At 41.4% G+C, this 25,302-nt stretch carries 21 protein-coding genes; 11 read left to right on the top strand and 10 right to left on the bottom strand.

Going from position 1 to position 25,302, the window contains the following annotated elements:
- The 4 genes from A7968_RS23220 to A7968_RS14595 form a co-directional block, all read left to right on the top strand.
- On the top strand, nt 1-70 hold a 70-nt coding region (locus tag A7968_RS23220; protein ID WP_455710328.1), incomplete at its 5' end, for an EF-Tu C-terminal domain-related protein.
- Nucleotides 71-594: 524 nt separating this feature from the next.
- Nucleotides 595-2,184: an alkaline phosphatase gene (locus A7968_RS14585; RefSeq protein WP_064667311.1), complete on the top strand. Its 1,590-nt coding sequence runs from the start codon at nt 595-597 to the stop codon at nt 2,182-2,184.
- 11 nt (nt 2,185-2,195) lie between these two features.
- On the top strand, nt 2,196-3,986 hold the full coding sequence (locus A7968_RS14590; RefSeq protein ID WP_064667312.1) for an alkaline phosphatase family protein: 1,791 nt from the start codon (nt 2,196-2,198) through the stop codon (nt 3,984-3,986).
- A 121-nt stretch (nt 3,987-4,107) separates the two neighbouring features.
- A complete protein-coding gene (locus A7968_RS14595) occupies nt 4,108-4,821 on the top strand; it encodes a hypothetical protein (protein WP_064667313.1) in 714 nt (237 codons plus the stop codon).
- Between the two features lie 31 nt (nt 4,822-4,852).
- Here the strand turns inward: A7968_RS14595 and A7968_RS14600 are convergent, their stop codons facing one another.
- A complete protein-coding gene (locus A7968_RS14600; RefSeq protein ID WP_064667314.1) occupies nt 4,853-6,919 on the bottom strand; it encodes a TonB-dependent receptor in 2,067 nt (688 codons plus the stop codon).
- A 229-nt stretch (nt 6,920-7,148) separates the two neighbouring features.
- Between A7968_RS14600 and A7968_RS14605 the strand changes: the two genes are divergently transcribed.
- The 5 genes from A7968_RS14605 to A7968_RS14625 all read left to right on the top strand — a co-directional run bounded on the left by A7968_RS14605 (nt 7,149) and on the right by A7968_RS14625 (nt 13,399).
- Nucleotides 7,149-7,955, top strand: coding sequence for a VOC family protein (locus A7968_RS14605; protein WP_064667315.1), 807 nt, complete (start codon nt 7,149-7,151; stop codon nt 7,953-7,955).
- Between the two features lie 103 nt (nt 7,956-8,058).
- Complete coding sequence (locus tag A7968_RS14610; protein WP_064667316.1) at nt 8,059-8,724, top strand: SDR family oxidoreductase; 666 nt, start codon at nt 8,059-8,061, stop codon at nt 8,722-8,724.
- A gap of 152 nt (nt 8,725-8,876) precedes the next feature.
- Nucleotides 8,877-9,239: a hypothetical protein gene (locus A7968_RS14615; RefSeq protein ID WP_064667317.1), complete on the top strand. Its 363-nt coding sequence runs from the start codon at nt 8,877-8,879 to the stop codon at nt 9,237-9,239.
- Between the two features lie 4 nt (nt 9,240-9,243).
- Entirely contained in the window at nt 9,244-11,577 is a 2,334-nt protein-coding gene (locus tag A7968_RS14620; RefSeq protein WP_064667318.1) for a fatty acid cis/trans isomerase, read from the top strand.
- A 94-nt stretch (nt 11,578-11,671) separates the two neighbouring features.
- Nucleotides 11,672-13,399 carry a response regulator gene (locus A7968_RS14625; RefSeq protein WP_064667319.1) on the top strand — a complete coding sequence of 576 codons (1,728 nt, stop codon included), beginning with the start codon at nt 11,672-11,674 and terminating at the stop codon, nt 13,397-13,399.
- A gap of 6 nt (nt 13,400-13,405) precedes the next feature.
- Here the strand turns inward: A7968_RS14625 and A7968_RS14630 are convergent, their stop codons facing one another.
- Entirely contained in the window at nt 13,406-14,023 is a 618-nt protein-coding gene (locus A7968_RS14630; RefSeq protein ID WP_064667320.1) for a toast rack family protein, read from the bottom strand.
- 146 nt (nt 14,024-14,169) lie between these two features.
- On the opposite strand from A7968_RS14630, the gene A7968_RS14635 reads away from it, so the two are divergent.
- Entirely contained in the window at nt 14,170-15,612 is a 1,443-nt protein-coding gene (locus A7968_RS14635) for an ATP-binding cassette domain-containing protein (RefSeq protein WP_064667321.1), read from the top strand.
- A gap of 490 nt (nt 15,613-16,102) precedes the next feature.
- Complete coding sequence (locus A7968_RS14640; protein WP_064667322.1) at nt 16,103-16,885, top strand: RES family NAD+ phosphorylase; 783 nt, start codon at nt 16,103-16,105, stop codon at nt 16,883-16,885.
- Between the two features lie 340 nt (nt 16,886-17,225).
- On the opposite strand, the gene A7968_RS14645 is transcribed toward A7968_RS14640, so the two are convergent.
- The 8 genes from A7968_RS14645 to A7968_RS14680 all read right to left on the bottom strand — a co-directional run bounded on the left by A7968_RS14645 (nt 17,226) and on the right by A7968_RS14680 (nt 25,300).
- Nucleotides 17,226-17,519: a type II toxin-antitoxin system RelE/ParE family toxin gene (locus A7968_RS14645; RefSeq protein WP_064667323.1), complete on the bottom strand. Its 294-nt coding sequence runs from the start codon at nt 17,517-17,519 to the stop codon at nt 17,226-17,228.
- A complete protein-coding gene (locus A7968_RS14650; RefSeq protein WP_064667324.1) occupies nt 17,519-17,758 on the bottom strand; it encodes a type II toxin-antitoxin system ParD family antitoxin in 240 nt (79 codons plus the stop codon). The genes A7968_RS14645 and A7968_RS14650 overlap by 1 nt, the downstream gene beginning before the upstream one ends.
- Before the next feature lie 484 nt (nt 17,759-18,242).
- Nucleotides 18,243-19,121: a TraB/GumN family protein gene (locus A7968_RS14655; RefSeq protein ID WP_064667325.1), complete on the bottom strand. Its 879-nt coding sequence runs from the start codon at nt 19,119-19,121 to the stop codon at nt 18,243-18,245.
- A 46-nt stretch (nt 19,122-19,167) separates the two neighbouring features.
- Nucleotides 19,168-20,601, bottom strand: coding sequence for a sensor histidine kinase (locus tag A7968_RS14660; RefSeq protein WP_064667326.1), 1,434 nt, complete (start codon nt 20,599-20,601; stop codon nt 19,168-19,170).
- Nucleotides 20,582-21,256, bottom strand: a complete 675-nt coding sequence (locus A7968_RS14665; protein WP_064667431.1) for a response regulator transcription factor — start codon at nt 21,254-21,256, stop codon at nt 20,582-20,584. Before A7968_RS14665 ends, A7968_RS14660 begins: the two co-directional genes overlap by 20 nt.
- 54 nt (nt 21,257-21,310) lie before the next feature.
- Entirely contained in the window at nt 21,311-23,275 is a 1,965-nt protein-coding gene (locus tag A7968_RS14670) for an LTA synthase family protein (protein WP_064667327.1), read from the bottom strand.
- On the bottom strand, nt 23,266-23,640 hold the full coding sequence (locus A7968_RS14675; RefSeq protein ID WP_064667328.1) for a diacylglycerol kinase: 375 nt from the start codon (nt 23,638-23,640) through the stop codon (nt 23,266-23,268). Before A7968_RS14675 ends, A7968_RS14670 begins: the two co-directional genes overlap by 10 nt.
- Nucleotides 23,633-25,300, bottom strand: coding sequence for a phosphoethanolamine transferase (locus tag A7968_RS14680; protein WP_064667329.1), 1,668 nt, complete (start codon nt 25,298-25,300; stop codon nt 23,633-23,635). The genes A7968_RS14675 and A7968_RS14680 overlap by 8 nt, the downstream gene beginning before the upstream one ends.
- Nucleotides 25,301-25,302: the final 2 nt, after the last annotated feature.

A 25,302-nucleotide genomic window follows, 5' to 3' on the forward strand; every position in this document is an offset into this window, starting at 1 on the left:
TCTTCGTTTCGCTATCCGTGAAGGTGGCCGTACTGTAGGTGCTGGTGTAGTAGCAACTATCGTAGAGTAATAATTAACTTTTAAGTTAATTGTTAGAAAAAGGTCACTTCGGTGGCCTTTTTTAATGCCTACGATTTACGTCATGTGAAGGTGGCGCTGTTACCTATAGGCGTAGGTGCTTTGTAGCAACGTTCAATGAGTAATAATTAACTTATAAAGTTAATTATTAGAAAAAAGGTCACTTAGGTGGCCTTTTTAATGCCTGCGATTTGAGCTTTAAGTCATAAGCGGTAAGTTTTAAGTTGCCCGAGTACTTTTTAAGTGTTTGACATAATAATTTGCAACACTCAAACTTTTTGGCTTACCGCTTACCGCTTACCGCTTACCGCTTACCGCTTACCGCTTACCGCTTACCGCTTACCGCTTACCGCTTACTCCCGAATTACTGTAATGTTATGATATAACAAATTAAATTGATTATACCTTTCATTGTTATGTAACACAAAGTCACTTTTTCAGTAACAAATCCCGCCTAGTATAAATATTCTGATTATTACTAACTTTCTTGACCATAACGTATCAACGGAATTTAAAATGAAAATTAATAAAATTGCGACTGCAATTGGTTTAACACTGGCATTGTCTACAGCGGCAAATGCAGGTGTACTACCAGATAATCAAATGAAAAGTGATTGGTATAGCGCTGCACAAAGCAAAATAACCTCTAAACAGGCAATGGCTAATACCGTACCAGCAACAAAAGCAAAGAACGTGATCCTATTTGTGGGCGATGGTATGGGTGTATCTACACTAACAGCCGCACGCATCCTTACAGGTCAAAAACAAGGGGCTTTAGGGGAGGAAGGCTTTTTGAGTTTTGAGGAGTTTCCATACTCTGCGCAAATAAAAACCTATAACGTGGATGCACAAACACCGGATTCAGCGGGCACTATGACAGCCATCATTTCTGGTGTTAAAACGGATGTTGGCGTTATTGGTGTTAATGAAGATATTGAACGTGGTAATTGTGCAACAGTCGCAGGTAATGAATTAATTACAGCCACTGAACTTGCTGAAATTAAAGGCCTAGCTACGGGTATTATTTCTACCGCACGCATCACTCATGCAACACCTGCTGCAACTTATGCAAAATCGGCAGATCGTAATTGGGAAGATGTTTCAGATATGCCAGAAGCTGCGGTTAGTGCAGGATGTGAAGATATCGCCTCACAGTTAGTAAATTTTGAAAAGAATTTAGAAGCGCGTTTTGCTGGCGTTGATGTTGATGGCCTTGAAGTAGTAATGGGCGGTGGTCGCCGTCATTTCTTACCAAAAGACCCTGCATTCAACTCTGCTGATGCAATGAGTGAGGTCGAAGGTGACCGTACTGATGAGCGCGACCTTACAGCACTGTGGCAGCAACAATACCCTGAAGGCAAGTATGTAGTCGACAAAGCTGGATTTGACAGCTTAACAACCTATACAACGCGTGCATTTGCGTTATTTAATGAATCGCACATGCAATATGAAGCCGACCGCAGCAATGATATTGCAGGCGAACCTTCATTGACCGAAATGACCACTAAAGCCATCGATATTCTTAAGAATAATGAGAAAGGGTTTTTCTTAACGGTTGAATCGGGTCGTATCGACCACGCCCACCATGCGGGTAATGCTTATAACGCATTAAATGACACCATTGAATTTGCCAATGCGGTTAAAGCAGCAGTAGAAAATACCGATCCAAATGAGACGCTGATTCTAGTAACAGCTGATCACAGCCATGTATTTACCATTGCTGGTTATCCAAAACGCGGTAATCCAATTTTAGGCCAAGTTGTAGCTGTTGGCAGCGATACAGCAACACTTGCGGCTGATGGCATGCCTTACACCACGGTGGGTTACGCTAATGGCTTAGGCTTTAGAGATTTAGGTGATGAAACCGATGCCGAAGCGTCATATTTAGAGGCTGCGGTTGCAGGGCGTGTTGATTTGTCTGCAATTGATACTTTAACACCAGGTTTTCATCAAGAAGCAACAGTCCCTATGGGCTCTGAAACCCATGCCGGTGAAGATATTTCATTGCACGCAACGGGTCCTGGTGCACAGTTAGCGCAAGGTGTAGTGGAACAAAATGTTATTTTCCACATTATCAATCAAGCGCTCGAACTAATAGAAGAATAATGGTGATCACAATGAAAAAACTTAACTTAATTTCTCTTGCGGTAGTTGTTGCCTTGGCTGGTTGCTCTGATGATGACGATAAAATTGACTCACTCACTGTTGAAAACACCCTTGCGGTTGGCTCTGAGCAATGTATCAATGGCGGTATTGAAACGCTAACCGGTGAAGACACTAATAAAAATGGTGAGCTTGATGACGATGAAGTAACTGCAACCTCTGTAGCGTGTAACGACCCTGCAACGTCATTAAATGCTCAGCAGCTAGCGCCGCTTACAACAAATACATGGTTTAAAGAAGCACAAACTAAGCTTGCTACTAGCGAAGATAATATTGCTAATATTGTTAAAGAATCGGGCAAAGCGAAAAATGTCATTCTTTTTGTAGGTGATGGCATGGGGATTTCAACAGTTACTGCCGCGCGCATTCTAGCTGGACAGCTTGAAGGAAAGCTCGGCGAAGAGCATCAGTTAAGCTTTGAAACACTGCCGTTTTCTGGTTTTGCTAAAACCTACAATGTTGATGCACAAACACCTGACTCAGCCGGTACGATGACTGCTATGGCCTCGGGTGTAAAAACCGATGTTGGCGTGATTGGTATTGATGAAGCCGTAGTTAATGGCAACTGTTTATCAGGCAAAGGTCATGAGCTAATTACGTCATTAGAACTTGCTGAAATTGCGGGTAAATCGACTGGGATTATCTCAACGGCACGGATCACCCATGCAACGCCTGCGGCCACTTATGCAAAAGCAGCTAATCGTAACTGGGAAGATATTTCAGATATGCCAGAATCTGAGGCGGCAAATTGTGAAGATATTGCCTCGCAACTGGTTAATTTCGAAGAGAACTTAACAGCACGTTTCCCTAGCGTTGATATTGATGGCATTGAAGTCGTAATGGGGGGCGGACGTCGTCATTTCTTACCGAAAGATGCGGCATTTAATTCAGCAGATGCGGTAAGTTCAGTAGAAGGTGATCGTACCGATGGTCGTGATCTCACTGCAGAATGGCAAGCTAAATATCCAAATGGTCAATATGTGATGGACCAAGCGAGCTTTGATGCGATTGATGTGGTTAATACTAAACAAGTGTTTGGCTTGTTTAATGAATCACACATGCAGTATGAAGCAGATCGTAGTAACGATATTGCGGGCGAACCATCTTTATCACAGATGACAGCAACAGCATTAGATATACTAGATAATAACGATAAAGGCTTTTTCTTAACGGTTGAAGCTGGGCGTATTGACCATGCTCATCACGCCGGTAATGCCTATAACGCGTTAAACGATACCATAGAATTGTCAAAAGCGGTGCAAGTGGCGCTTGATAAAACCAGTATCGAAGATACATTAATTATTGTCACTGCCGATCATAGCCATGTATTTACCATTGCTGGTTACCCTAAACGCGGTAATCCAATTTTAGGTAAAGTGGTGGCTGTTGGTGAAACTGAGCCAAGTCTTGCTGCCGATAACATGCCGTATACCACCGTTGGTTATACCAATGGTGGTGGTTTTAGAGACCTAGGTGAGGAAACAGATGCAGAGGCAGGTTATAACTTTGCTCCTGTAACGGGCCGTGTTGATTTAACGGATGTAGACACGCAAAGCCCTGGTTTTCACCAAGAAGCACTAGTGCCTCTTTCATCTGAAACCCATGCTGGTGAAGATGTTGGTGTGTATGCTCGTGGTCCAGGTGCGCATTTAGTTACCGGTACTAACGAGCAGAGCTTTATTTTCCATGTAATGGATTATGCAGCTGATTTAGTAAAACAAGCCGACGAAAAAGTCGCTAACTAAACAGTTTTAGTGAAATAGGCTGAACTAAAAGAGCAACTCACATTTGAGTTGCTCTTTGTCATTAATTTGCCAAACAAACACTTTACAGTGATCTAAAGTATTACATCAAAAAGAGAATTCAGTGAAAAAACTAATCGCATCTTTACTGCTAATTAGCCCATTGGCCAGTGCCTCGCAGTGCGCACTTGAAAGCCAGTATGTACAAGCTAACTATCAAGTTAACAGTGAGCAAACAACAAATAATACACTCGCGCAGGCGCAGCAATTTACTTTGTGGCGAACGCCGCATCAGGTCGCGGAACAAGGCAGTGAGTTAGTCGAAGTATGGCAGCAACTGAGTAACCAGCAAATTCGGCCAATTCGTTATTTTCAAGCGCACCAGCGTGGTATTGAATACCAGCCAAGCGAAGTGCAAGGCGAGCAAGATTGGAGTACTAAATATCAGTTAGTAAGTGATGATTTTATTGCAAAAATGACTCTCAAGAGTGAGCAGGGCGAAGGGTGTGAACAACTGCAAAATTATCAATTAGTGCAAGGTGATACCAAGATAGAGCTTGCATGGTTGGTCAATAAAAAGCTGCTAAGCTCAATGCGTATTAGCAAACCACAGCTAACGCAAACACTAACGCTGGATAAGGTGAAATTTGATAAAGCGGCTGTGATGCAACAATTTGCCAACTGGGATAGCTTTCAAACCACCGATTACGCAGATATTGGTGATAACGAGGGCGACCCATTTTTAGCAAAAATGATTAACTTGGGCTTTATTGAGCACGGCGCCTCGGGTTTTTATGATGCCGGCGGCAAAGCACTAGGCGGTGGTCATAGTCATTAAAAGAGCGCTTGCGCGCTCTTTTAAATATTGCCTAGAAGCCAAAGCTCCAATTCACACTGGCTACGCGGCCAGTGCCCGCAAAGTAACGAGTCGCGGCAGGGTTAGTTTGGCCATAATAAGTGATATAAAACTTATCGGTTAAATTATCAATACCTAGGCTAAATGCGCCGTATTGTTGGGTTTGGTAATTAACTGATAAATCAACGGTTGTATAACCTGCAAATTCACCGCCGGTATTATAGTCACGATCAAATAGCTTATTAACTTGTAAGCGGCTGTCGATGTTATTGAACCACTGTTGTTGCCAAAATAAGTTAAGGCGTGTTGGTGAAATATTACTGCCGCCTAAATCACTTTCTACAATGTTATCGCCATCCCCATCGTATTGACCCTGAGTGTCTGCGTAGTTGGCACCAAATGTAGTCTCATCGTTTAAGTAATACTGAGCACTTGCTTCAAAACCATGAATTTCAGTGCGCTCACGTTGCACGCTATAAATACCATCGGCATCGGCTTGTAAACGTGAGCCTAAATCTGAGTCTGACTCAAAGTAGCTGGCTTTAAAACTAATTAAATCATTGTTGTATTCAAGGCCTACTTCACGGTTGTCTGAAATCACCGGTTCAAGGTTTAAAAAGCTTTCAACCGATAAACCTGGTTGGTTAATGCCACGCAATACTCGCCCTACATCAGCCATGCTAAAGCCTTCACTGTAGCTGGCATAAAAACGTAAATCTTTAGTGACTTGATAAACAACACCTACATTGCCCAGTAACTCGTTAAAGCTTGGCTCGCCACCTTCAACAAAGGTGCTGCCGTAAGAGGCGAGGGTAGTGAAGTCATCAACCTTTAACTTGCCGTATTCATACCGTGCGCCGACGTTGAAGGTCCAATCTTCAAGACCATCAAAGCGCAGCTGTGCAAATGGTGCAGCATTATTAAATTTTGTTTCTGGAACCCAGTTACGACCTGTTTGTGCTAGCTCTTGATAGGTTTCATCGCTTAATAAATCAAGCCCAGTCACTAAATCAAAATCACTGCCAGCAAGGTTATTTTTGGCATAGGTTAAGCGGCCACCGAACTTTTGTGATTTATTTTGAGACTGGTCGAAAATATCATCGCCATAAGCAGGATCTTGGAATGTCGCAAAGTTACCACCGCCGTACATGGCAGCAAAATCCTGCATAAATACTTGCAGTGATAAACTACCGCCAGCGATATTGTTATGTACATAGTCAACAGTGGCAGTAGTAACACGGTTACGCGGCGCTTCTCCTTCAATATTACCTTTTTCAGCACCAGTCGGGATCCCGTTTGCTACATCACCATTGGTTGCTAAATAGTCGCCATTCCCTTCAATGTTGTAATGGTTAAGCATCACTTGTAGGCTTTGTTCACTGTCTAATTGGTACTTGGCCTTGAAGAATAAATCTAGGCTGGTTGAGTCTTGGGTATCACCTTGAGCGCCATCGAGACCGACTAAATCGCCATTGCCATCACGGTACATACCCGTGCTGCGTGCAGATACACCCGCGACAATGCTTAAATCGTCTTTTTCTTGGCTAAATAAATAGCTGGCTTTATAGCTTTGGCTATCGCTACCACCGGTTGTTGGTGCACTAAATCCAGCAGTAACTTGATGATTATCATCGCCAGGGGTTTTGGTAATAATATTAATAATACCGCCACTGGCGCCCATGCCTTGAATTGCATTAGCACCGCTGATCACTTCAATGCGCTCGATCATCGCAGGGTCAATGGTATTGCCATCACGTGAGCCGTTGCGCAGCGGGTTTGATTGTGGCACACCATCAATCATATAAAGTGGTTCACGGCCGCGTAGTGTTTCACCTGCGCTGGTCATTTTTTGTCTGCTTGGTGAAAAGCTTGGTAATAAGTTACCAAGAATTTGCGAGAGATCTTGAGTGTGGGCTAATTGCTTGGCAATGTCAGCTGCGCTGATCACGCTAATTGTTGCAGGTACTGTACTTACAGGGGCAGTGCTACGAGTAGTGGATACTGTGATCTGTTCAATATCAGCTTGAGTATTAGCCAGTGCTGCTAAAGGTGTAAGTAAAAACGGTAAATAATATTTCATGGTCACAATATAATCACTATTTAAGATGGTAGTAAAAATTGTTCGTATTTATACATTTATTTAATACCATTATCAATATTTTCAACTCGAATCGTGCCTCACTGTTGTGATTAATTAAATGAAGCCTTGTGTTACCAGGATCAGTAACGGCTGATGCTACAAATAAAATTGGCTAAAATGGCTTTCCTCCTTTAACTTTAATAAATGTATTTTTTAAGGAGAATGAACCATGAGCGAAACAAAAACAAATCATCCCCATGGGGTTTTCTGTTGGTCAGAATTATGCACATCAGATTGGAAAAATGGTAAAGCTTTTTATACTGAACTCTTTGCTTGGGGGGCGGATGATCAACCGATTGGTGATGATCTTTATTACACTATGTTGCAAAAGCAAGGTGATGATATTGCTGCCATGTTTCAAATGCCGAACGAACAAAAAAATGCAGCGACGCCGAGTCATTGGTTAGCTTATATTGCGGTAGATAATATTGATGAAGTGGCTGCAAAAGCCAAACAATTAGGTGCTGAGATTATCGCAGGGCCGCATGATGTAATGGACGCGGGTCGCATGCTGTTACTCAATGAACCAGGTGGTGCGTTATTTGCTTTATGGCAAGGTAATAAGCATAAAGGATGCAAACGCTTAGGTGAGCTAAATACCCCGTATTGGCATGAGCTGGCAACGCGCAATAGTGCAAAAAGCCGTGAGTTTTATTGCCAGTTATTAGGGTGGCAATGTGTTGAAAAACGAATGGAAGGCATGAACTACACGTTATTCACAGTCGCTGATCAGCCGGTTGCAGGGATGCTTGAAATGACGGACGAATGGCCTGCGGATATTCCAGCTCACTGGATGATTTATTTTGCTGTCGATGATTGTGACAATTATGCCGCAACGGCTCAGCAGCTTGGTGGTGAAGTTTGTGTTCCTCCTACTGACATCCCTGAAGTGGGTCGTTTTAGTGTGATCACCGATCCACAAGGCGCTGTGTTTTCAATTATGACCTCGGCTATGAATGATGTGAAATGCAGCTAGTTACGGTTAATGAAATTGACTAAAAAAGCATTGTGGGGCTTTTTTTATTTTTCTTTGCCCCAAGTTCTCAATTAATAGTTGTATATAAAATGGGAGCAAAAGTATGACAAAACACGTGGTAATTACAGGCGCAAACCGTGGCATTGGCCTTAATTTATGTCAGCAATATTTAGCAAAGAGCTATCAGGTTACGGCCGTGGTGCGTAATCCAAGCGATGAACTTAAAGAATTAGATGTTACGGTGATCAGTAATATCGATGTTGCCAATGCAGCAGACATTGCAACGCTTGAAAGCCAGTTGCATGGCCATAAAATAGATCTGCTGATCAACAATGCCGGTATTTTTTACCATGAGACGATGGCTGAAATGGATTTTGACACCCTCAATCAGCAAATTGCCGTAAATGCAGTAGCGCCGATCCGAGTGACTCATGCTTTGATCCACAGCCTAGGTGTTGATGCTAAAGTTGCTATGATCACCAGCCGCATGGGTTCAATTGCCGATAATAGCTCGGGTGGTTATATCGGCTATCGCATGTCAAAAGCTGCACTTAACGCGGCATCGGTCAGCCTAGCTCATGAATTAAAGAGTAAAAAAATTGCTGTTGGATTATTTCACCCTGGCTTTGTGCAAACGCAAATGGTTAATTTTGCAGGTGATATTTCAGCAGAGGAATCTGCGCAGTGCTTAACAAAGCGTATTGATGAACTCAATCTCAGTAATAGCGGTGGTTTTTGGCATGCAAATGGTGAAACTCTACCTTGGTAGATTTACCAAAATGCACAGTGAGTGCCGTTACATTTCAACAGTTGGTGGGTAAAAAGCCACTAACTGCTGAAATCTTTAGCTAATTTTTGATGCTATTATTTGCTATAATCTTTCTATTAAAAGCCTGAACAGCCGTATTTAGAGAGCAGCACATGGAATTAGAGCAAGATAGCAGTTTAACCCTTCCGTTATTTCTTTTTGATGAGACTTTAAGTGAGCGAGATTTATCGACCCCAGATCTTTCGCTAAGCGTACTTTTAGATGACGACTTACTTACCCAGCTTTGTCAAAATCCAGCATCAGATAGCAGTATTGCTATTACTATTGCAGATTATATTATCGAAGCTCATAACCCGGCGTTTGCCGACTTAACAAGCGAAGCACATCACGCACAGCTAACTTTAACCCACGGGCCATTGTTAAGTGCTGTGCTCGATACGCAGTCAGAGCAAACATTTGTGTCACCGCAAATGGATATGATGCCGACCTTTGATCTGGGTGATGAGGACGAATAAAACGATGAAAAAGTCTTTTTTGCTGAGTGTATTTATTATTGTGCTCAGCGGCTGCGCTTACTTAGGCGCAGCCCATTACAATCAACTTTTTGGGCCAGAACAAACACAACAACGCATCGTTGAGCATACTACTGGTAGCGGTGCCGAGTTTTTACAGCACGTACAACCTGTGCTAGAAAGCCGCTGTGTTGTGTGTCATGGTTGTTACGATGCACCATGCCAACTTAAATTGTCATCGCCAGAAGGGATCGACCGTGGTTTAAGTAAAGAGCTAGTGTATGACGGCACCCGTTTGTTAGCCTCAACACCGAGTCGGTTATTGTTTGATGCCACGCAAACCGACCAATGGCGCGAAAAAGGTTTTAAACCAGTGCTAAATGAGCGAGAGCAGTCGGAGCAAGCTAATCTGGCTGGTAGTGTACTGTATAACAGCTTAGTACTGAAAATGAGCTCGCCTTTACCTGAAGATGATATTCTTGATGATGAATTTGATTTTTCACTGGATCGCGAACAAAGCTGTACCAGCATGGGCGAGTTTGACCGCTTTGCAGATAGTCAACCGCATGCAGGTATGCCTTACGGATTACCCGGTATTTCACGGACTGAATTTAAGCACCTAGAAAAATGGCTTAAAAACGGTGGCAAAATGGCGCATATTAAACCGCCAAGTAAAGCCGTGATTGCACAAGCCCAGCGTTGGGAAAGCTTTTTAAATCAAGATGGTTTAAAACATCAATTAGCTGCACGCTACATATTTGAACATTGGTATTTAGCGCATATTTACTTTGTCCAAGATGGTGAAAAAAGTTTCTTTAAGCTCGTGCGCTCAAGTACGCCACCAGGGCAAGATATTCAGTTAGTCAATACGCGTCGTCCTTATGATGACCCGAAAGTTGAGCGTGTGTATTATCGTTTGATGCACGATAGATCAACCATCTTGGCAAAAACACACCTACCACTGGCGCTAGACGATACTAAACTGGCTCGTTTATACCAGCAGTTTATTGCCGCGGATTACACGGTTGAAAAAATGCCGAGCTATACCGTTGATGTTGCATCTAACCCGTTTAAATCTTTTGCGGCAATTCCAACGAAATCTAAATATCAATTTATGCTTGATGAAGCAGAATTAATTATCATGGGCTTTATCAAAGGGCCTGTATGCCGTGGTCAAATTGCCTTAAATGTTATTAATGATCATTTTTGGGTGGCGTTCGCTGATCCTGATAAAGCTGCGACACCAGAAGTTGGGCAAATGCTAATGCAGCATGAAGATGCACTTGCATTGCCCGCAGCGGAAGAAAGCAATGCATTACCAATTTCTAGTTGGGTAAAATATTCTAAACGCCAAAGCACTTACCTAAAAGCGAAAGTAGAGTTGGCGAATCGTATGTTTGAAAACGGTGAGAACTTGACCACTGACGTGTTATGGCGTGGTGAAGGGGTGAATGATAGCGCCGCGCTGACTATATTTCGCCATTTTGATAGCGCAACAGTCGTTAAAGGGTTTATAGGCCAAGAGCCAAAAACCATGTGGGTATTAGACTACGCACTATTTGAGCGTATACATTACCTATTGGTGGCGGGCTTTGATGTGTATGGCAATATTGGTCATCAACTAATTACGCGCTTATATATGGACTTTTTACGCCTCGAAGGAGAGCAAAACTTTTTAGCATTGTTGCCAAAGCAGCAGCGCCAAGAGCTAAAAGCAAATTGGTATCGTAAATCGCCAACTAGCCTTACAGAGTTCTTTGAAAGTGGTGAAAGCTTTAGCCAACCAACAGGGGTTGAATATCAAACCCAAGATCATCAACATGAACTATATGGTTTAATTAAACAAACTCTTAAGCCTGTTCTTAGCCAACGCTATGATTATAGGCAAGTGCCTGAGCCGTTACAGCAGTTAAATAACATGCCTGCTAAGGCCGTAAACTTATTGCCGCAAATATCTTATGTGTTAGTCAAAGACGGCGATAAAGAACATCAAGCCTATACCTTGATCCACCATAATGCTCACTATAATATTTCCAGCTTATTAAACGAAGAAGGGCAGCGTGCTTATGCCGAGGATACCGTCACTATCGTGCCTGGTTTTATTGGTGACTATCCTGAAGCAATTTGGTATTTGAACAATCCACAACAGCTTGCATCATTTGCAGAGCAGTTACCTATGATGCAAATTGAAGCCGACTATAGCGCTTTGAAAAGTCAATTTGCTATTCGCCGCACGCATCCGCAGTTTTGGCAATACAGTGATATTTTGCATCGCGTTGCCAAGCAATATCGTGGCGTAGAATACGGTTTATTTGATTATAATCGTTTAGAGAATAGATAATTAATAAACCCCGGATAAAAACGGGGTTTATTTTATTTAGTCGCGTGTCAGATTATTTTTCGTGGTCTACACTTAACGAAAAAAAGAGCCTCTTATGATCCACATTATTGCTAATATTCGGTCTCGCTATCGTTGGGCGTTATTAGCGATCGCTATTCTCTGCACTGCAGGTGCATTGCTTATTCAGTATATGTTTTTTGTGCAAAAAGACGACGCGCATATTATCAACGTGGCAGGTAAGCAACGCATGTTATCGCAAAAAATAGCGTGGCATAGCAATGCCCTAATCAGCGATGTCGATAAAGATACGCAATTACACCTTGATGTATTACGCCACGCAAGCGCTGAGTTTGCCTTAGGTCATAAGTTTTTAGTGCAGCAGCACCCAAGTGGTGGTTATGCGTATTTAAATGAAGAACTAGTTAGTTATTATTTTTCTCCCCCAGTAAACCTTGCGCAAAGCTTTCGGGCATATTTAGATAACGCCCAGTTATTATTGAACAATCCAGAAGTAAGAACGCCAGAGTACCTATTTAGAGTGGCAGAGAGTGAAGAACTACTCAAAAATTTGGATGGTGCGGTAACTTTATTTGAGCAACATGCAAAACAAAAAGTACAGCTGCTTGCTTATCTCGAGCTTGGTTTTTGGTTATGCACTTTAGCCTTATTGCTGATTGAATTAAAATATATTTTCCGGCCAATGGAGCAACAGATCACTGCTGCAATCAATAAATACCAACAACAAAAAGCACAAGTTGAGCAGATCAGTCATAACAAAGAACGTTTTATTGCGCGGGCAAGCCATGAATTTAGAACGCCGCTGCAAGGGCTGGTTGATTCGATTGAGCAATTACAGTTACCAGCAGAGCAACAACAAGTACAACTGCAAGCAAAATATTGCGCTAGCAGGATTGTTGCTATGTTAGATGAACTGCATGAATTACAACAATTTAGTATTGGGCAGTGGCAGCTAAAACCTGTGCAGCAAAACCTACTGACGAGTCTAGAGTCTGTGATCACCCCATTTAGATATGCATGTGAGACTAAACAGCTGCAGTTTGCAGTAAACTTAAGTGCCGAGTTAAATCAATATCTGCTAGTTGATCACAAGCGTGTGCAGCAAATCATCACTGAACTATTAAGTAATGCGGTTAAATATACCAGCAAGGGTTTGATTGCAATCACGGTGGACTATCGGGAAGGTCAATTACGAATTGTAGTGACCGATAGCGGAATAGGGTTTGAGCAGAGTTACCCTTATTTAAATGTAGATAACACAGATCGTGATAATAACTTTCAAGGCTTGCAAACTGGTTTAGTACGCGTTCAGCATATTATTAGTGCTATGCAAGGAGGGATTGAATTTAACGATCTATCGCCACATGGCGCAAAAGTTAAGATCCGAATTCCACTGGCTGAATTAGAATCCACCACAGAGCCTGCGTTATTACCGGCATCGTTAAATTGTTTAGTGGTGGAAGATAATTTACTCAATGCGACGATTTTATCGCGTATTTTAAGTAACTTTAACTACACCGTTGAAACGGCCGAAAACGGTTTGATCGCAACAGAAAAGCTTACAGAGCACAGCTTTGATGTGATTTTTATGGATTTAAATATGCCAGTGATGGATGGCTTTCAAGCGATTGATATTATTCGCCAAGAGCTTAATTCAACGACCCCAATTATTGTTGTCACAGCCAATACTGCAGCAAGTGATTTAGAGCGAACTTATGATTTAGGCGCGAACGGTCATGTGTACAAACCGTTGGGGGTAAGTGATGTTGAAAAAGCCCTTATACACGTATTTGATAAGGGCTGATTGCTGCTAGTGGCGGACTTTTATATCGCCTACACCAACTTCAATGTTAATAGTGTGCTGGCCATCACCGCGGTATTTGCTGGTTGAGCTGACCATTTTACGGCTATGCTTAGCATCATTTTTCATTCCCGAGATCTTGGTATCACCTACACCACTATCAAGCGTGATCGATTGATAGTCGGCTAATGCACTGCTGATGCGAACCGCGCCTACACCAACGTCAATTGCCGCAGAGTTAGCAAACTTATTTACTTCAATATCACCAACACCCAGTGCTAAATCTATCGCCATAGCCTCTGGCATACTTACTAGCCAAGTTTGTTGCACATCATCTTCATCAATCGACAGGCTTAATCTATCGCTGCTTTGTTCATGGTGCAGGGTGATCTCTTCAAGTTTTACATCATCACTGAATATACCGTTATTTTTAGCTTTTAATTCAATAGAGACAGTGACTTGGTTACCTTTATTAGTGCTTAGTTCAAGGCTTCCGACCGGTACGTCAATGGCGAGTTTTTGCTGCCCACTGATATCAAAGGAGTGCTCAATTTTATGCTCTGCCTGGGCAAAAGCACTACAGGTTAATAAAACGCTGGCTAAGGTAGTTATGCTTGCTGTGTTCATGTTTGTTACTCTTGTTGATGATTTTATAGGTTAGACGCGAGCCGATTTAAAAAGGTTTAAATAGCGTGAATTTTATTCTATAGCCATTGTAATTAAAGTCATGTACTTTCAAATTAAATTAAACTCGTCAGGCTAAAGGAAGCGCTGTGAAGTCAATCGAATTAAATAATGTTACTGCCAGCCTTGGCACCGATGAGCAAGCAAATTTTGTTGTAAGCAATCTAACTTGGCAAGTGACAAGCGATCAGCATTGGCTGCTGCTTGGTGATAACGGCGCAGGTAAATCAGCTATAACAGCAGTATTACTTGATCAAGCTAATATTGTCAGTGGTACGCGAAGCTGTGATTTTGAGCGTACCGAAATCGTCTCTTCAGATCTGCAAAAGCAATTAATTGCCGCCGAATTATTAGCGGATCAAGACGACATCAGCGATGGTAAAACCAGCCCTAAATTGGTATCTGAGTTAATTTATCAGCAATCAAGCGCAAACTTTGATGAGCAGTTATGCCAGCAACTAATTACAGGTTTTGCTTTTGCGCCATTGCTTAAGCAACGTTTGCGCGCACTCTCCACAGGGGAAACACGCAAGCTGATGTTAATTAAAGCATTAAGTAATCGCCCCGAATTGATTGTGCTTGATGAGCCTTTTGATGGTTTGGATGTACAAAGCGTTGAGCTATTACGTAGCGTATTAATCGAACTAAGTGCCAGCATGACCATGGCCTTTGTGGTTAATCGGTTAGACGAAATCCCCGTATTTATTACGCATTATGGTTATGTGAAAAATGGCGAATTACAACAGCAACTAGCAACTCCTGACCTTAAGCAGCGCGATGATTTATTTAAATTATTACACCTACAACAAACTGATTTAACCATCCCTAACAAAGACGAAGCGCACAGTGCCCCAGAGTTTAATGACTCTGAGTTAGTGCGATTGCAAAATGCCAGCGTCAGTTATAGTGGCAAAGTTATTTTTAGTCAGTTAAATTGGACTATTAAAGCGCGGCAACATTGGCAGCTCAGTGGTAAAAACGGCTCCGGCAAAACCTGCCTGCTTAATCTAATTACCGGTGATAATCCCCAGTGCTATAACAATGATATTAAGGTGTTTGGTTTTCAGCGTGGCAGTGGCGAGAGTATTTGGCAAATAAAACAGTACATCGGCTATATTTCCAATGCTTTGCATATGGAATATCGGGTTAGTATTTCGGCGCTCAATACCATAGTGTCAGGCTTTTACGACAGCATTGGCTTGTATCAAAAGCCAACTCAAATTCAGCTTGATATCGCCATACAATGGTTAGCATTATTAGGTTTGAGTGAGTTAAAAAACACCCCATTTACGCAACTGTCTTTTGGTGACCAACGCATGCTATTGATTGCCCGCGCCATGGTAAAACACCCAACATTATTAATTCTAGACGAGCCATGTTTAGGGCTTGATGAAGCAAATCGACAGCGAGTTTTATTGTTGATTGAAAAGATTTGCGCCGCAGGCAGTAGCACAGTGATTTATGTAAACCACCATGCGAAAGATAAAATTGCCGGGATAGAGCACTATTTAGATATGGCTGATTTTAGATAAGGAAAAGGTTCTAGGTTTTAGGTGCTAGGAAAAACCAGATCAGCTCGGCGTTAAATTTACCGCCGTAGGTTGGGTTGAGAGCAACAAAACCCAACAGCCATTCTTGCAAAGTAACGCCTTGATATTAAGCACCAGAGAAACGCTGAATTCTGCATCTTTAGGTGGTTTGGTTATATGGATAGCAAACAGTTACATAATTTGTTATTAATGAGTAATGTAAATAAGAGAACGCGCCTTTTGAATAAAAGAGGAACGTGCTCTTTGATTAAATTTTTATATGACAAGGATAGCTCAATGGAAGTAGCAGCTTAGGTTACATTTATCAAAATTGATAGACCATCTCATGCATTCAGGTATTTTGGTGATAATTGCTGGCCAAGAATATAATATTCACCTGATTTAGATACTAGTAGTAGAATAATTTTGTGGAAGAACGTCACAAAACTGCTTGTTGTAAGTGTTATGTGTTACTACAAACTAAGGAGTATGAATGAGCTTCAAATCTTGGTTAAGCTATTCTGACTTTTCTAAAAAAGCGTGCTCTAAGTTGCGCTACACTTTAGATCATGAGTCGAGTGAATTTCTAAATTCAATTAATGACACTTGTAATGACAGGATTAAAACCTTGAAATCTGGTTCTGTGGTATGGCGTGCACAAACTGGATGCGATAAGGAAAAGGCTACTGATAGTGCAGAACAAGAGTTCCATGTTGATAAGCGTATTCCTTATTCATTTAAGCGAATGAAACCCTTGAGCAATAGCCCCTCAGAGGGGAGAGCGAACTTAAAAGGGAACCCTTGTTTATATGTAGCAGCAGATGCAGAAACTGCGGTACACGAAGTGAGGCCTTGGCCTGGATTACCCGTAACAATCGCTAAATTGCATTTGACAAAGGATATGAAGTTGATAGATTTTTCGGAGACTGCTGAGGCCGAGCAGTACCCATATTTTTACATCGACGAACCTTCTATTGAGCAGAAAATTGACGCTGTGTGGGCTGCGATGGATATTGCTTTTTCTTGGCCTGTAACGGAATCTGATTCCAAATCAGAATATGCGCCGACGCAAGTAATATCAGAGTTTATTAAATCGAAAGGGTATGACGGGATTATTTATAAAAGCTCTTTAACTAAAGGGCATAATTATGTCCTTTTTAATTTAAATGATGCGGCAGTTGTTCAGTGTGACTTGTTTGTCGTATCTAAGGTTAAATATGACTTCGAGAGGTTGGATGAAAGCTCATCTTTGACAGCGGAGCGTGGCAACACATAACACATATGAGCCTTAACTCTGGCAATAGGCACTAATGTTTTTTTGACAGTTTTTATATAGTGATGGTCAATTCTAAATCAATAAACAAATTCGTTTACTTCCTCTAAAGCGCAGCGTCTCTTTTCCTCGTTGTGAATAATTCACTAATTTTTTTTGCACAAAGAGTAATGAATGAGCAGTAAATGAGGGGAGCTTAACGCTTAGTATTAGCATGCTTAAATAATCGATAATCCAACACGAGTATCATCAAACGATTTAAGCAAAATAGCAACTCGGCTATGGTTGAACCATCAATAAAAATAAATTAAAAACGAGTGATGCTACAGGTTCGTTATATTTTTCAGAGCGCGCGGTGAACATCCATACTTTTATGTAATATTCTCACGATTAAAATTTGCTGTGCTTTATGTTTTTTATAATAAATTACGTGGCTTCCTTGAGGCTGTTTTCGATAACCCTCTCTTATGTAATCGCAATTAATTCCCAGCATAGGTTCGTTGGCTAATTGATGAAAAGTACTATCTAACAGTTTTAAATAGTCATTTCTTTGCGCTGTACCCCAATTTAACTGAGTATATTTGGCTATTTTTATTAAATCGCTTTTGGCTTTTCCTGATAATTCGAATTTCGACATTAGTGGTTATCTTTGTCCAGCTCTGAAATCAAAGAATCATACGAGTAATCTGCAACGCCACTGTTTTCACCGTCAATTAGCATACTTCGTAAATTCATCATCTTTATTTCCTGATCTTCTAGGGCTCTTAAACCAGCACGTACTACTTCACTTGCTGAACCATAACGACCTGAGTTAAGTTGCTGATTTATAAATTTATCGAAATGATCGCCTAATGTTACGCTTGTATTCTTAGCCATAATGTAAAACCTTTAAAATACCAATATATATTGGATTATGGTATAGAAAATATATCAAGGCAATTAAACGGGCAAAAAACAGTTGGCTTTTTTCTCTTACCTCACCAGTTTTAGCCAGCTATTGTATTGCGCTTAGCAAAGCGTTGGTTTTGTGGGAGCGTGTGAATAATTCACTAAATTTTTTTGTACAAAGAGCAATGAATGAGCAGTAAATGAGAGGAGAACAACAGATTCATTGAGCTGAATCCATGAGGCACAAAGCCTGATTATTCATCCTGTAGGTCGTCATTTATGGCGAGAATCTATTAGCTATTGGAAGTGGCGCGCTAAAGCACGACCTACGCCAACCTCAGCCTCTTTGTGAATAATTCACTTAAACACATTTTGCACAAAGAGAAGGGAATGAGAAGTAAATGAGGGAGAGTAGAAAACTGGGGCGCTTGGCTATTACTAGCCAAGCGGGTGAGTTGTTTTCTGTAAGTAATTAAAGGCGAGTTACTGTAAAACCTTGATCTTTAAATTGCTTTAATAAACCGTGTTGCTCTGGCAAGTGCAGGGCGCCTACGGCGATAAATAGCTTTTCTTTACCGATGCGTGGCGTGAGTTCTTTTACCCAATTATTGTTACGTTCAATAAGCATTACTTGTTCGCTGATCTCGCCATAGTTGCTGTCGTCAAAGCTTTCATTGTAGTACTTCGTTAGCGTAGCCATATCGCCATTTTTCCACGCATCCACTAAGGTAATAAAGTAGGTTTCTACGTCGGCAAGCTGTTCAAACGTTTCTTCAATCATCTCGTTGCTTAATAACGAGAGGTGATTAAACATTTCCATTTGATACTCAAGGGTTTCTAATTCACCAACCGCTATTTTTTTCTCTTTAGCGTAGGCGAGTACTTGTTTATCAATGCCGGTTTGATCAGAAAACCCCACGTTTTGAAATTCCATTTGCATCATGGTTACCATCACCGCCCATGGGGCTAGGTTATTAAACATTGCGATATCTATCGACTTTTTGCTGAAGTATTCTTTTAATTTGGCGTAGTTCTGCTCTGATAATTCGCTTTGTAGGGTTTTACCGTTTTTTAGCATCATAAATGGCAGAGAGCGGCGCTGCATTTCCATCGGGCTAATTGCACTGATATCTACTTCAACAATCACTTTATCACTGGCATCAATGGCTTTGGTGACTTTCCCTGGCAGGCCTTTCATACTGGCATCGCCCACATGTACGGTGCCAAATAAATAGCTGTTAACGCCATTTTTTTCGATTTTCCAAAGCCCCGGTTCGCTATGACTGGCAAAACTAATACACAGTAAAAGCGATAAAATAAAGTAACTGCTAATACGCTGAGTGAGATTCATAATTGTCCTTATTGTTTGGGTATATATCCATACTAAACCAATTATCTTAATTGGGTAATGTTAAAATTAATGCTAAACGAGAATCTGCTTTATTCTCAGCTCTGATAGTAAAGTTATTTAGGTTACATAAACTCTTTACTATCGCCAATCCTAAGCCGTGGCGTTGGTTATTGGTTCGAGAACTATCTAATTGATAGAGCGGATCAAAAATCGCTTCAAGTTGTTGCCCACTTAATGGTGTTGCGAGGGTATTACAAAGTGTAATTATTGTTTTGTCACTGGCTTGTGTTACCTGCAAATTAACGCTGTGTTGGCGTTCACCATAAAATAATGCGTTATCGAGTAAGTTAGATAAGATAGTGTGCAAGCAAAACTTATCAACGTTAACAAGCAAATCTTCGGCAATGTCGAGTTGTAATCGTTGTTCAATATCTGGGTGCTTAAACTGTAATTCATTACTGATATTGTTAATAAAAGCACTTAAATTGAGTTTCTCAATAGTCAGCTCAATGGCACTGCTACCCGCGCGTTGTAATAAAAGCAGGTTATTAACTATGGTTTTCATGCGCTGTGAAATAGCCAGTATATCACTGGTATAAGTGGCGCTAATTCGCTCGTCATTGGGGTAACGTAGCGCCACTTCTGAAAGGCTAATTAGTTCCGCAATCGGTGTTTTTAATTCATGGGCTATATCACTGGTGAGGCGTTTTTCGTTTTGGTAAAGCTGTTGATTAGTAGTAATAAATTTATTGAGTTCATTACGGATTGGCTCAATTTCTTCTACTTTAAAATCACTGTTAATGATCTGTGCTGTTTCGGTGATATCCAGCTGTTTAATTTGTTCGTTTAGGTTATTCAGTGGATACAGGTCGCGATTGACTATGCGGGTGACTAAATAGCGCACGCCAAACACTGCAATAATACAGGTAAGAACAAACACTACATCAATAATGATCAACACTTTATTCAGTGCTGCGGTTGGGGCGGCAATGGTTAATACCATGGTATTAAAATGGCCACTGTCAGCTGTATTGTCGTCTGCTTGTTGGGCAATAAAATGGCTGATCATTGCACGCCCAGCTTCGCCATTTGGCAAGCTGTAATCAATAATTCTAAATTCATTAATGGCAATATCTATATTAGGCAAATCAACACCGGGGTAGAGCTGTAGCGAATCTGACTTTTCAAAAGTGTGTTGTTCATGCCAAAGCTGATAAAACTCGCTGGGATTGGCTTGCTCGTATTCAGACATAAATTCGCCAGCAAAATCAAATTCAAGCTTGCCAGCATGATCTTTTACTAGGGTTTTTAAATAATTAGCTTTGTTAGTTAATGATTGATTAAATTGGTTTTCTACCCAAGAGTCGACGCTTAGATCGACCGTTAAAAAAATAGTAACTAAGATCAGTGAAATAACAGCTGTAATATTATTTACCAGCTTACGTTTGATTGAATGGAGCTTAGTCTTGTGAGGCAACATAACCGAATCCACGTTTGTTTTTGATAGGTAGCTCGCCACCGAGTTGACGCACTTTTTTCCGGACTGCGGAAATGTGTGCTTCGAGAGCGTTCTTTGAGAGCATATCAAATTGGCCAACAACGGCTTCACTGATCATTTCAAGCCCCATTACTCGCCCTTTGGCGCTGAACAAGCACTCAATAATTTTATATTCATTACGGGTCAGGTTGACTGGTTGCTGTTGATAATGCAGCGTTTTTAAGCTCAAATCTAATACGCAATCAGCAACTGATAAGGTATTTTGTTGGCTGTGCAGCTGACCACGGCGAGAAAGTGCTAATACGCGAGCGTGTAATTCTTCAAATGAAAACGGTTTTGTTAGGTAATCATCAGCGCCTGTCATTAAGCCTGAAATTTTATCTTGTGCTTCTGAGCGTGCTGACAAAATAAGCACCCGAGTTTGACTTGAAGTGCTGCGTAGTGCTTTGAGTATGCTCATGCCATCGACACTTGGCAGCATTAAATCAAGAATAATTAGATCATAATCACCGCTGAGTGCCATGCTTAAACCATGCGAGCCATCACCGCTACTATCGACAGTAAAACCGAGATTATTGAGGCCTACATCTAAGCTGCGTCTAAGTGGTTCAGAATCTTCAATGATCAGTATCTTCATGATGTTTACTTTATAACAAACCATAAGCCTTGCTACTTTAGCAAGGCTTAGCAATTAATGATACCAACCGTTTTGGTAGACTATATTACCAAAATTAGCATGGCCAAGGGCTGTTTGCACAAGCGCTTCGTCGTTTGCTGATGGGATCAGTTGATGTTGATTATAGATATAAGTTGTAGCAGCTTTATGTGGCTGTAAAATTACTACCTTATTGCCTTGTTCACCATTTGCCTGAATGTACGCAAAGTTTTTATCGTATTGCATCATGGCACGTTGTTGCTGTGGAGCGATGGGCTTTGATAGATCGCGACCAATCATTGGATGCTCGCCACTGGCACCGATCAATGATAACAGGGTGGCAGGAATATCAAGTTGACTGGCAAGCTGGTGGTCGCGTTTTGCTGGAATGTCTTTACCAAAGATCACCGCAGGAATCCGAAAGTGGTCAATAGGCACTAAACTCGCACCGGAGACTCGTGAGTCATGATCGGCAATAACAATAAATACGGTGTCGTCCCAGTAAGTTGATTTTTTTGCCTTGTCGATAAAGCTACCGAGTGCATAATCTGCGTATTTTGCTGCATTATTACGAGTTTGTTTGTCATTGTCGTAAAGGGCAATTTTATTATCAGGGAATTCATATGGGCTATGGTTAGAGCTTGAAAACACTAAACTGAAAAACGGTTTACCTTGTTGTTGTAGTTTAGTGAGCTCGATATCCGCTTGGGTGTATAAATCTTCATCTGACGCACCCCAAGAGCCGTTGAAATCAATATTCGCAAAGTCATCACTATCAACAATTTCTTGAAAACCATTACCTAAAAAGAAGCTTTGCATATTATCAAAATGACTTTCACCACCGTAGATAAATTGGGTGTGATAGTTTTGCTTGGCAAGAAAATCGGCAATCGTAAAGAAATCCCGTTGTGATTTATCGAGCTTTACCACTGCGCGTGAAGGGGTTGGTGTGAACCCAGTAATAACCGCTTCAATACCGCGCACTGAACGCGTGCCCGTCGCGTATAAGTTATCAAACCCCCAACCTTGTTGATAAAGTTTATCTATATAAGGTGTTAATGGCAGGCCACCCAATGCTCCAACATAACGGGCACCTAAGCTCTCTTGCAATATAATGACGAGGTTTTTGGCTTTTCCTTGGTGCGTTGCTTGGCGGAAGGTTTTAGTAGGCGCGCTACTATCATTGAACACTGCGTTTTGCAGCTGCATACTTTTGCGTACTGTACTTAGCAATTGTTCTTCTGGCATAGCGCCATAAAAGTCCTGACTAGATTTTTCATTACTGAGCTGCTTAATCGCAAAAGCAACGCTATACAAGGAGTTAAGGCTAAGATCATTAAGTAGGTGATCCGTAGAAAATGCCACCATCGCGGGGTTTAAAGGGCGATGGCCAAAAGAGTTACGTGCTCCTAAAACCGTTAAACATAATAACGAAATAACCAATACACTATGCTTGAGGGGGGATAGTTGAGTACGGCTGTGCCATTGAGAGGCAAACACCATTGCTGCGGCTTTTATACCTAACCCCAGTAGGATGAAGGTACAGATGATTTCAGTTTTATAGCCTGAAAAAATCATCTTTGACACTTCCTTAGGGTAAATTAAATACTCAATAAACAATCGATTAGGACGTAGATCGTATTCGCTGATAAAAGTAGGGGTGATCACCTCAAAAAAGATCAGCAATGCGGTCATTATCAGCAGGTAGTATTTTATTACTATGCGAGTCATATTTTGTTTACCCAACACGGAGGTGACAATCAGCAACAATAATGTGGGCATAAGAATATAACTTAATGTTGATATATCAACACGTAAGCCGCCGACAAAGATATTAAGCCAGGCATGAGAGCTAAATACTCGCTCACCTTGCCACACACTTAAGCCAAAACGAGCCAGTGTAAGCATAATAAGGGATAGGCTAAAAAAGGTCAGTAACAGCCAATATGGACCAAGTTTAGTTTTTAATTGGTGTAGGCTGAGTTGTTGCGTTATGCCCATAAGATAGCCCACCAAATCAGAGCACTAATCAGCATTGCGATAAATACGCTAGCAGAGGCAATGTCTTTAGCTAAGCCAGATAACTCATGGTGCTCTGTGCTAATACGATCAACTACCACTTCAACAGCGGTATTTACCAACTCGGCAAATAATACAAAGAGCAAACTGGCAATTAAAATGAGCTTATTGCTAGTAGTAATATTCTGAAGCCAGGCAAACACGCCGAGCACTAGAAATACTGCAAGTTCTTGCTGAAATGCCGCTTCAAACCGGGTCATCCATTTTAAGCCATTGAATGTATGGCGTAAGGTGAATATAAGACGCATCAGCCCTTGGCGTTTGAGTACTGTTTTTGAGTTATTCATGGTGAGTATTCGCTTTGTTATTGTTTGCTTTACAAGTGCTTAGTAAATCTAAAGAGGCTTCATAGCGGCTGCTTTTGAGGCCGATCAGATTGGCTAAAGTGTGAAAAATATTGTCGTGCGAGCTGGCTTGTTGCAGATCGAGTGTGCGTAAGCAGCTTTCATTGATGCGTTGATTGTTTTTTGCAGCCCACATATACAAGGGCACATGAGTTTGCTCTGAAGGGGCAAAACTGTATGGAAAACCATGTAAATAAGCGCCATTTTCACCCAGAGATTCGCCGTGATCTGACACATAAATAAAGTTTTTTTCTATGCTGTCAGGTAACTCTGCAAGTTGCTGAAGGACTTGGCTGTTGACGTAGTCGCTGTAGGCAATAGTGTTGTCGTAGGTATTAACTAGTTGCTCAGAACTACAGTTTTGAATATCGCTGCGATCACAGGTGGGAGTGAATTGTTTAAACTGCTCGGGATAACGCTGAAAATAAGTAGGCCCATGGGATCCCATCATATGCAATACAATTACCGTATTTGCTTGGCTCAAATTAGCGAGCTTACGTTTCAGCGGCGCGAGTAAAGCTTCGTCATAACAAGGCTCTTTTGTGCACAGCGCTGAATTGTCAGGGGTAATAGTAATAGTGTCGATACGGTTGCAGGCATTCTTACAACCACTGTTATTGTCTATCCACAGCACATCAGCGCCAGCTTGTTGGGCGATATCGAGGATATTTTGTTGATTGTCAGCTTCACTACGTGAAAAGTTTTCGTGCTGTTGAACTGAGAACATACAAGGCACAGATACTGCTGTTGCAGTGCCACAAGAGGCAACATTATCGAGGTAAGTCACATTAAAAGGGCGCGTGTAACGATTGGTGTCGCGCTTATAACCTTGGTATGCAAAATTAGCGGCACGGGCTGTTTCACCGACAACAATCACAGTGACTTGTGTTTGTGCGGGGGCAATTAGTGTTGGTGTGGGATCGAGTATTTGAAATGGCTCAGCAGTCACTAGCCATTGATCGCGAATATATTTATAGCCACTACTTAAATATTGAAACGGAATTAACTCTTTTTTTAACAGCTGATTGTTACGTCCCGTTGCTGCGTAGTCGGCATAAAAATTCAGGATAATAACCGCGATTAAAGCAAAGCAGCCAAGTAATAATTTACTACGGCTCAATATCTCTTGGGAAACAGGGCTAAACCGTACCTTGGTTTTAACTAAAATCAGTAATGGCAGCAGGGCGAATAAGATGAAAAATAGTAGAAATTGTGGATTGAGATAGCTGATAGCTTCTTGGTTGTCGGTCTCAAAGGTGTTTTGGATCATTGAGTAATCAAACACTACTCCGTAATTTAAAGTGCCGTATAAAACTAAACAAGAGCACAGCAATAAGATGTAATTTACGGGTTTGAGTAACCATCGGCTCGACAACAAAGAGAAAAAAATGATCAACAAGCACAGTAGTAGTAACGGCACCGAGAGTAAAAATAACCAAGAAAAAGCCGGCAAGGTGGTGATGGCCGTAAAGGCACCTTGCATAAATGGAATATTAATAATTAAGCAGTAGTAACTTGCAAGGGCAATAATAAATACGTTAGCACTACAGGTAATATAAAAACGCTTTTTCAAACCCGCTCGGAGAAATTCAGTGACGACCATAA

This window comes from Pseudoalteromonas prydzensis (genome assembly GCF_001661495.1).
GTDB classification, from domain to species: Bacteria; Pseudomonadota; Gammaproteobacteria; order Enterobacterales; family Alteromonadaceae; genus Pseudoalteromonas; species Pseudoalteromonas prydzensis.

Bases quoted from the DNA above. Each gene is read 5' to 3' on its own strand.
- A7968_RS14675 (WP_064667328.1), bottom strand. From the start codon at position 23,640: ATGAATAACTCAAAAACAGTACTCAAACGCCAAGGGCTGATGCGTCTT.
- A7968_RS14615 (WP_064667317.1), top strand. From the start codon at position 8,877: ATGGAATTAGAGCAAGATAGCAGTTTAACCCTTCCGTTATTTCTTTTT.
- A7968_RS14605 (WP_064667315.1), top strand. From the start codon at position 7,149: ATGAGCGAAACAAAAACAAATCATCCCCATGGGGTTTTCTGTTGGTCA.
- A7968_RS14645 (WP_064667323.1), bottom strand. From the start codon at position 17,519: ATGTCGAAATTCGAATTATCAGGAAAAGCCAAAAGCGATTTAATAAAA.
- A7968_RS14655 (WP_064667325.1), bottom strand. From the start codon at position 19,121: ATGAATCTCACTCAGCGTATTAGCAGTTACTTTATTTTATCGCTTTTA.
- A7968_RS14610 (WP_064667316.1), top strand. From the start codon at position 8,059: ATGACAAAACACGTGGTAATTACAGGCGCAAACCGTGGCATTGGCCTT.
- A7968_RS14630 (WP_064667320.1), bottom strand. From the start codon at position 14,023: ATGAACACAGCAAGCATAACTACCTTAGCCAGCGTTTTATTAACCTGT.
- A7968_RS14620 (WP_064667318.1), top strand. From the start codon at position 9,244: ATGAAAAAGTCTTTTTTGCTGAGTGTATTTATTATTGTGCTCAGCGGC.
- A7968_RS14640 (WP_064667322.1), top strand. From the start codon at position 16,103: ATGAGCTTCAAATCTTGGTTAAGCTATTCTGACTTTTCTAAAAAAGCG.
- A7968_RS14670 (WP_064667327.1), bottom strand. From the start codon at position 23,275: ATGGGCATAACGCAACAACTCAGCCTACACCAATTAAAAACTAAACTT.
- A7968_RS14665 (WP_064667431.1), bottom strand. From the start codon at position 21,256: ATGAAGATACTGATCATTGAAGATTCTGAACCACTTAGACGCAGCTTA.
- A7968_RS14650 (WP_064667324.1), bottom strand. From the start codon at position 17,758: ATGGCTAAGAATACAAGCGTAACATTAGGCGATCATTTCGATAAATTT.
- A7968_RS14625 (WP_064667319.1), top strand. From the start codon at position 11,672: ATGATCCACATTATTGCTAATATTCGGTCTCGCTATCGTTGGGCGTTA.
- A7968_RS14660 (WP_064667326.1), bottom strand. From the start codon at position 20,601: ATGTTGCCTCACAAGACTAAGCTCCATTCAATCAAACGTAAGCTGGTA.
- A7968_RS14600 (WP_064667314.1), bottom strand. From the start codon at position 6,919: ATGAAATATTATTTACCGTTTTTACTTACACCTTTAGCAGCACTGGCT.
- A7968_RS14585 (WP_064667311.1), top strand. From the start codon at position 595: ATGAAAATTAATAAAATTGCGACTGCAATTGGTTTAACACTGGCATTG.
- A7968_RS14590 (WP_064667312.1), top strand. From the start codon at position 2,196: ATGAAAAAACTTAACTTAATTTCTCTTGCGGTAGTTGTTGCCTTGGCT.
- A7968_RS14680 (WP_064667329.1), bottom strand. From the start codon at position 25,300: ATGGTCGTCACTGAATTTCTCCGAGCGGGTTTGAAAAAGCGTTTTTAT.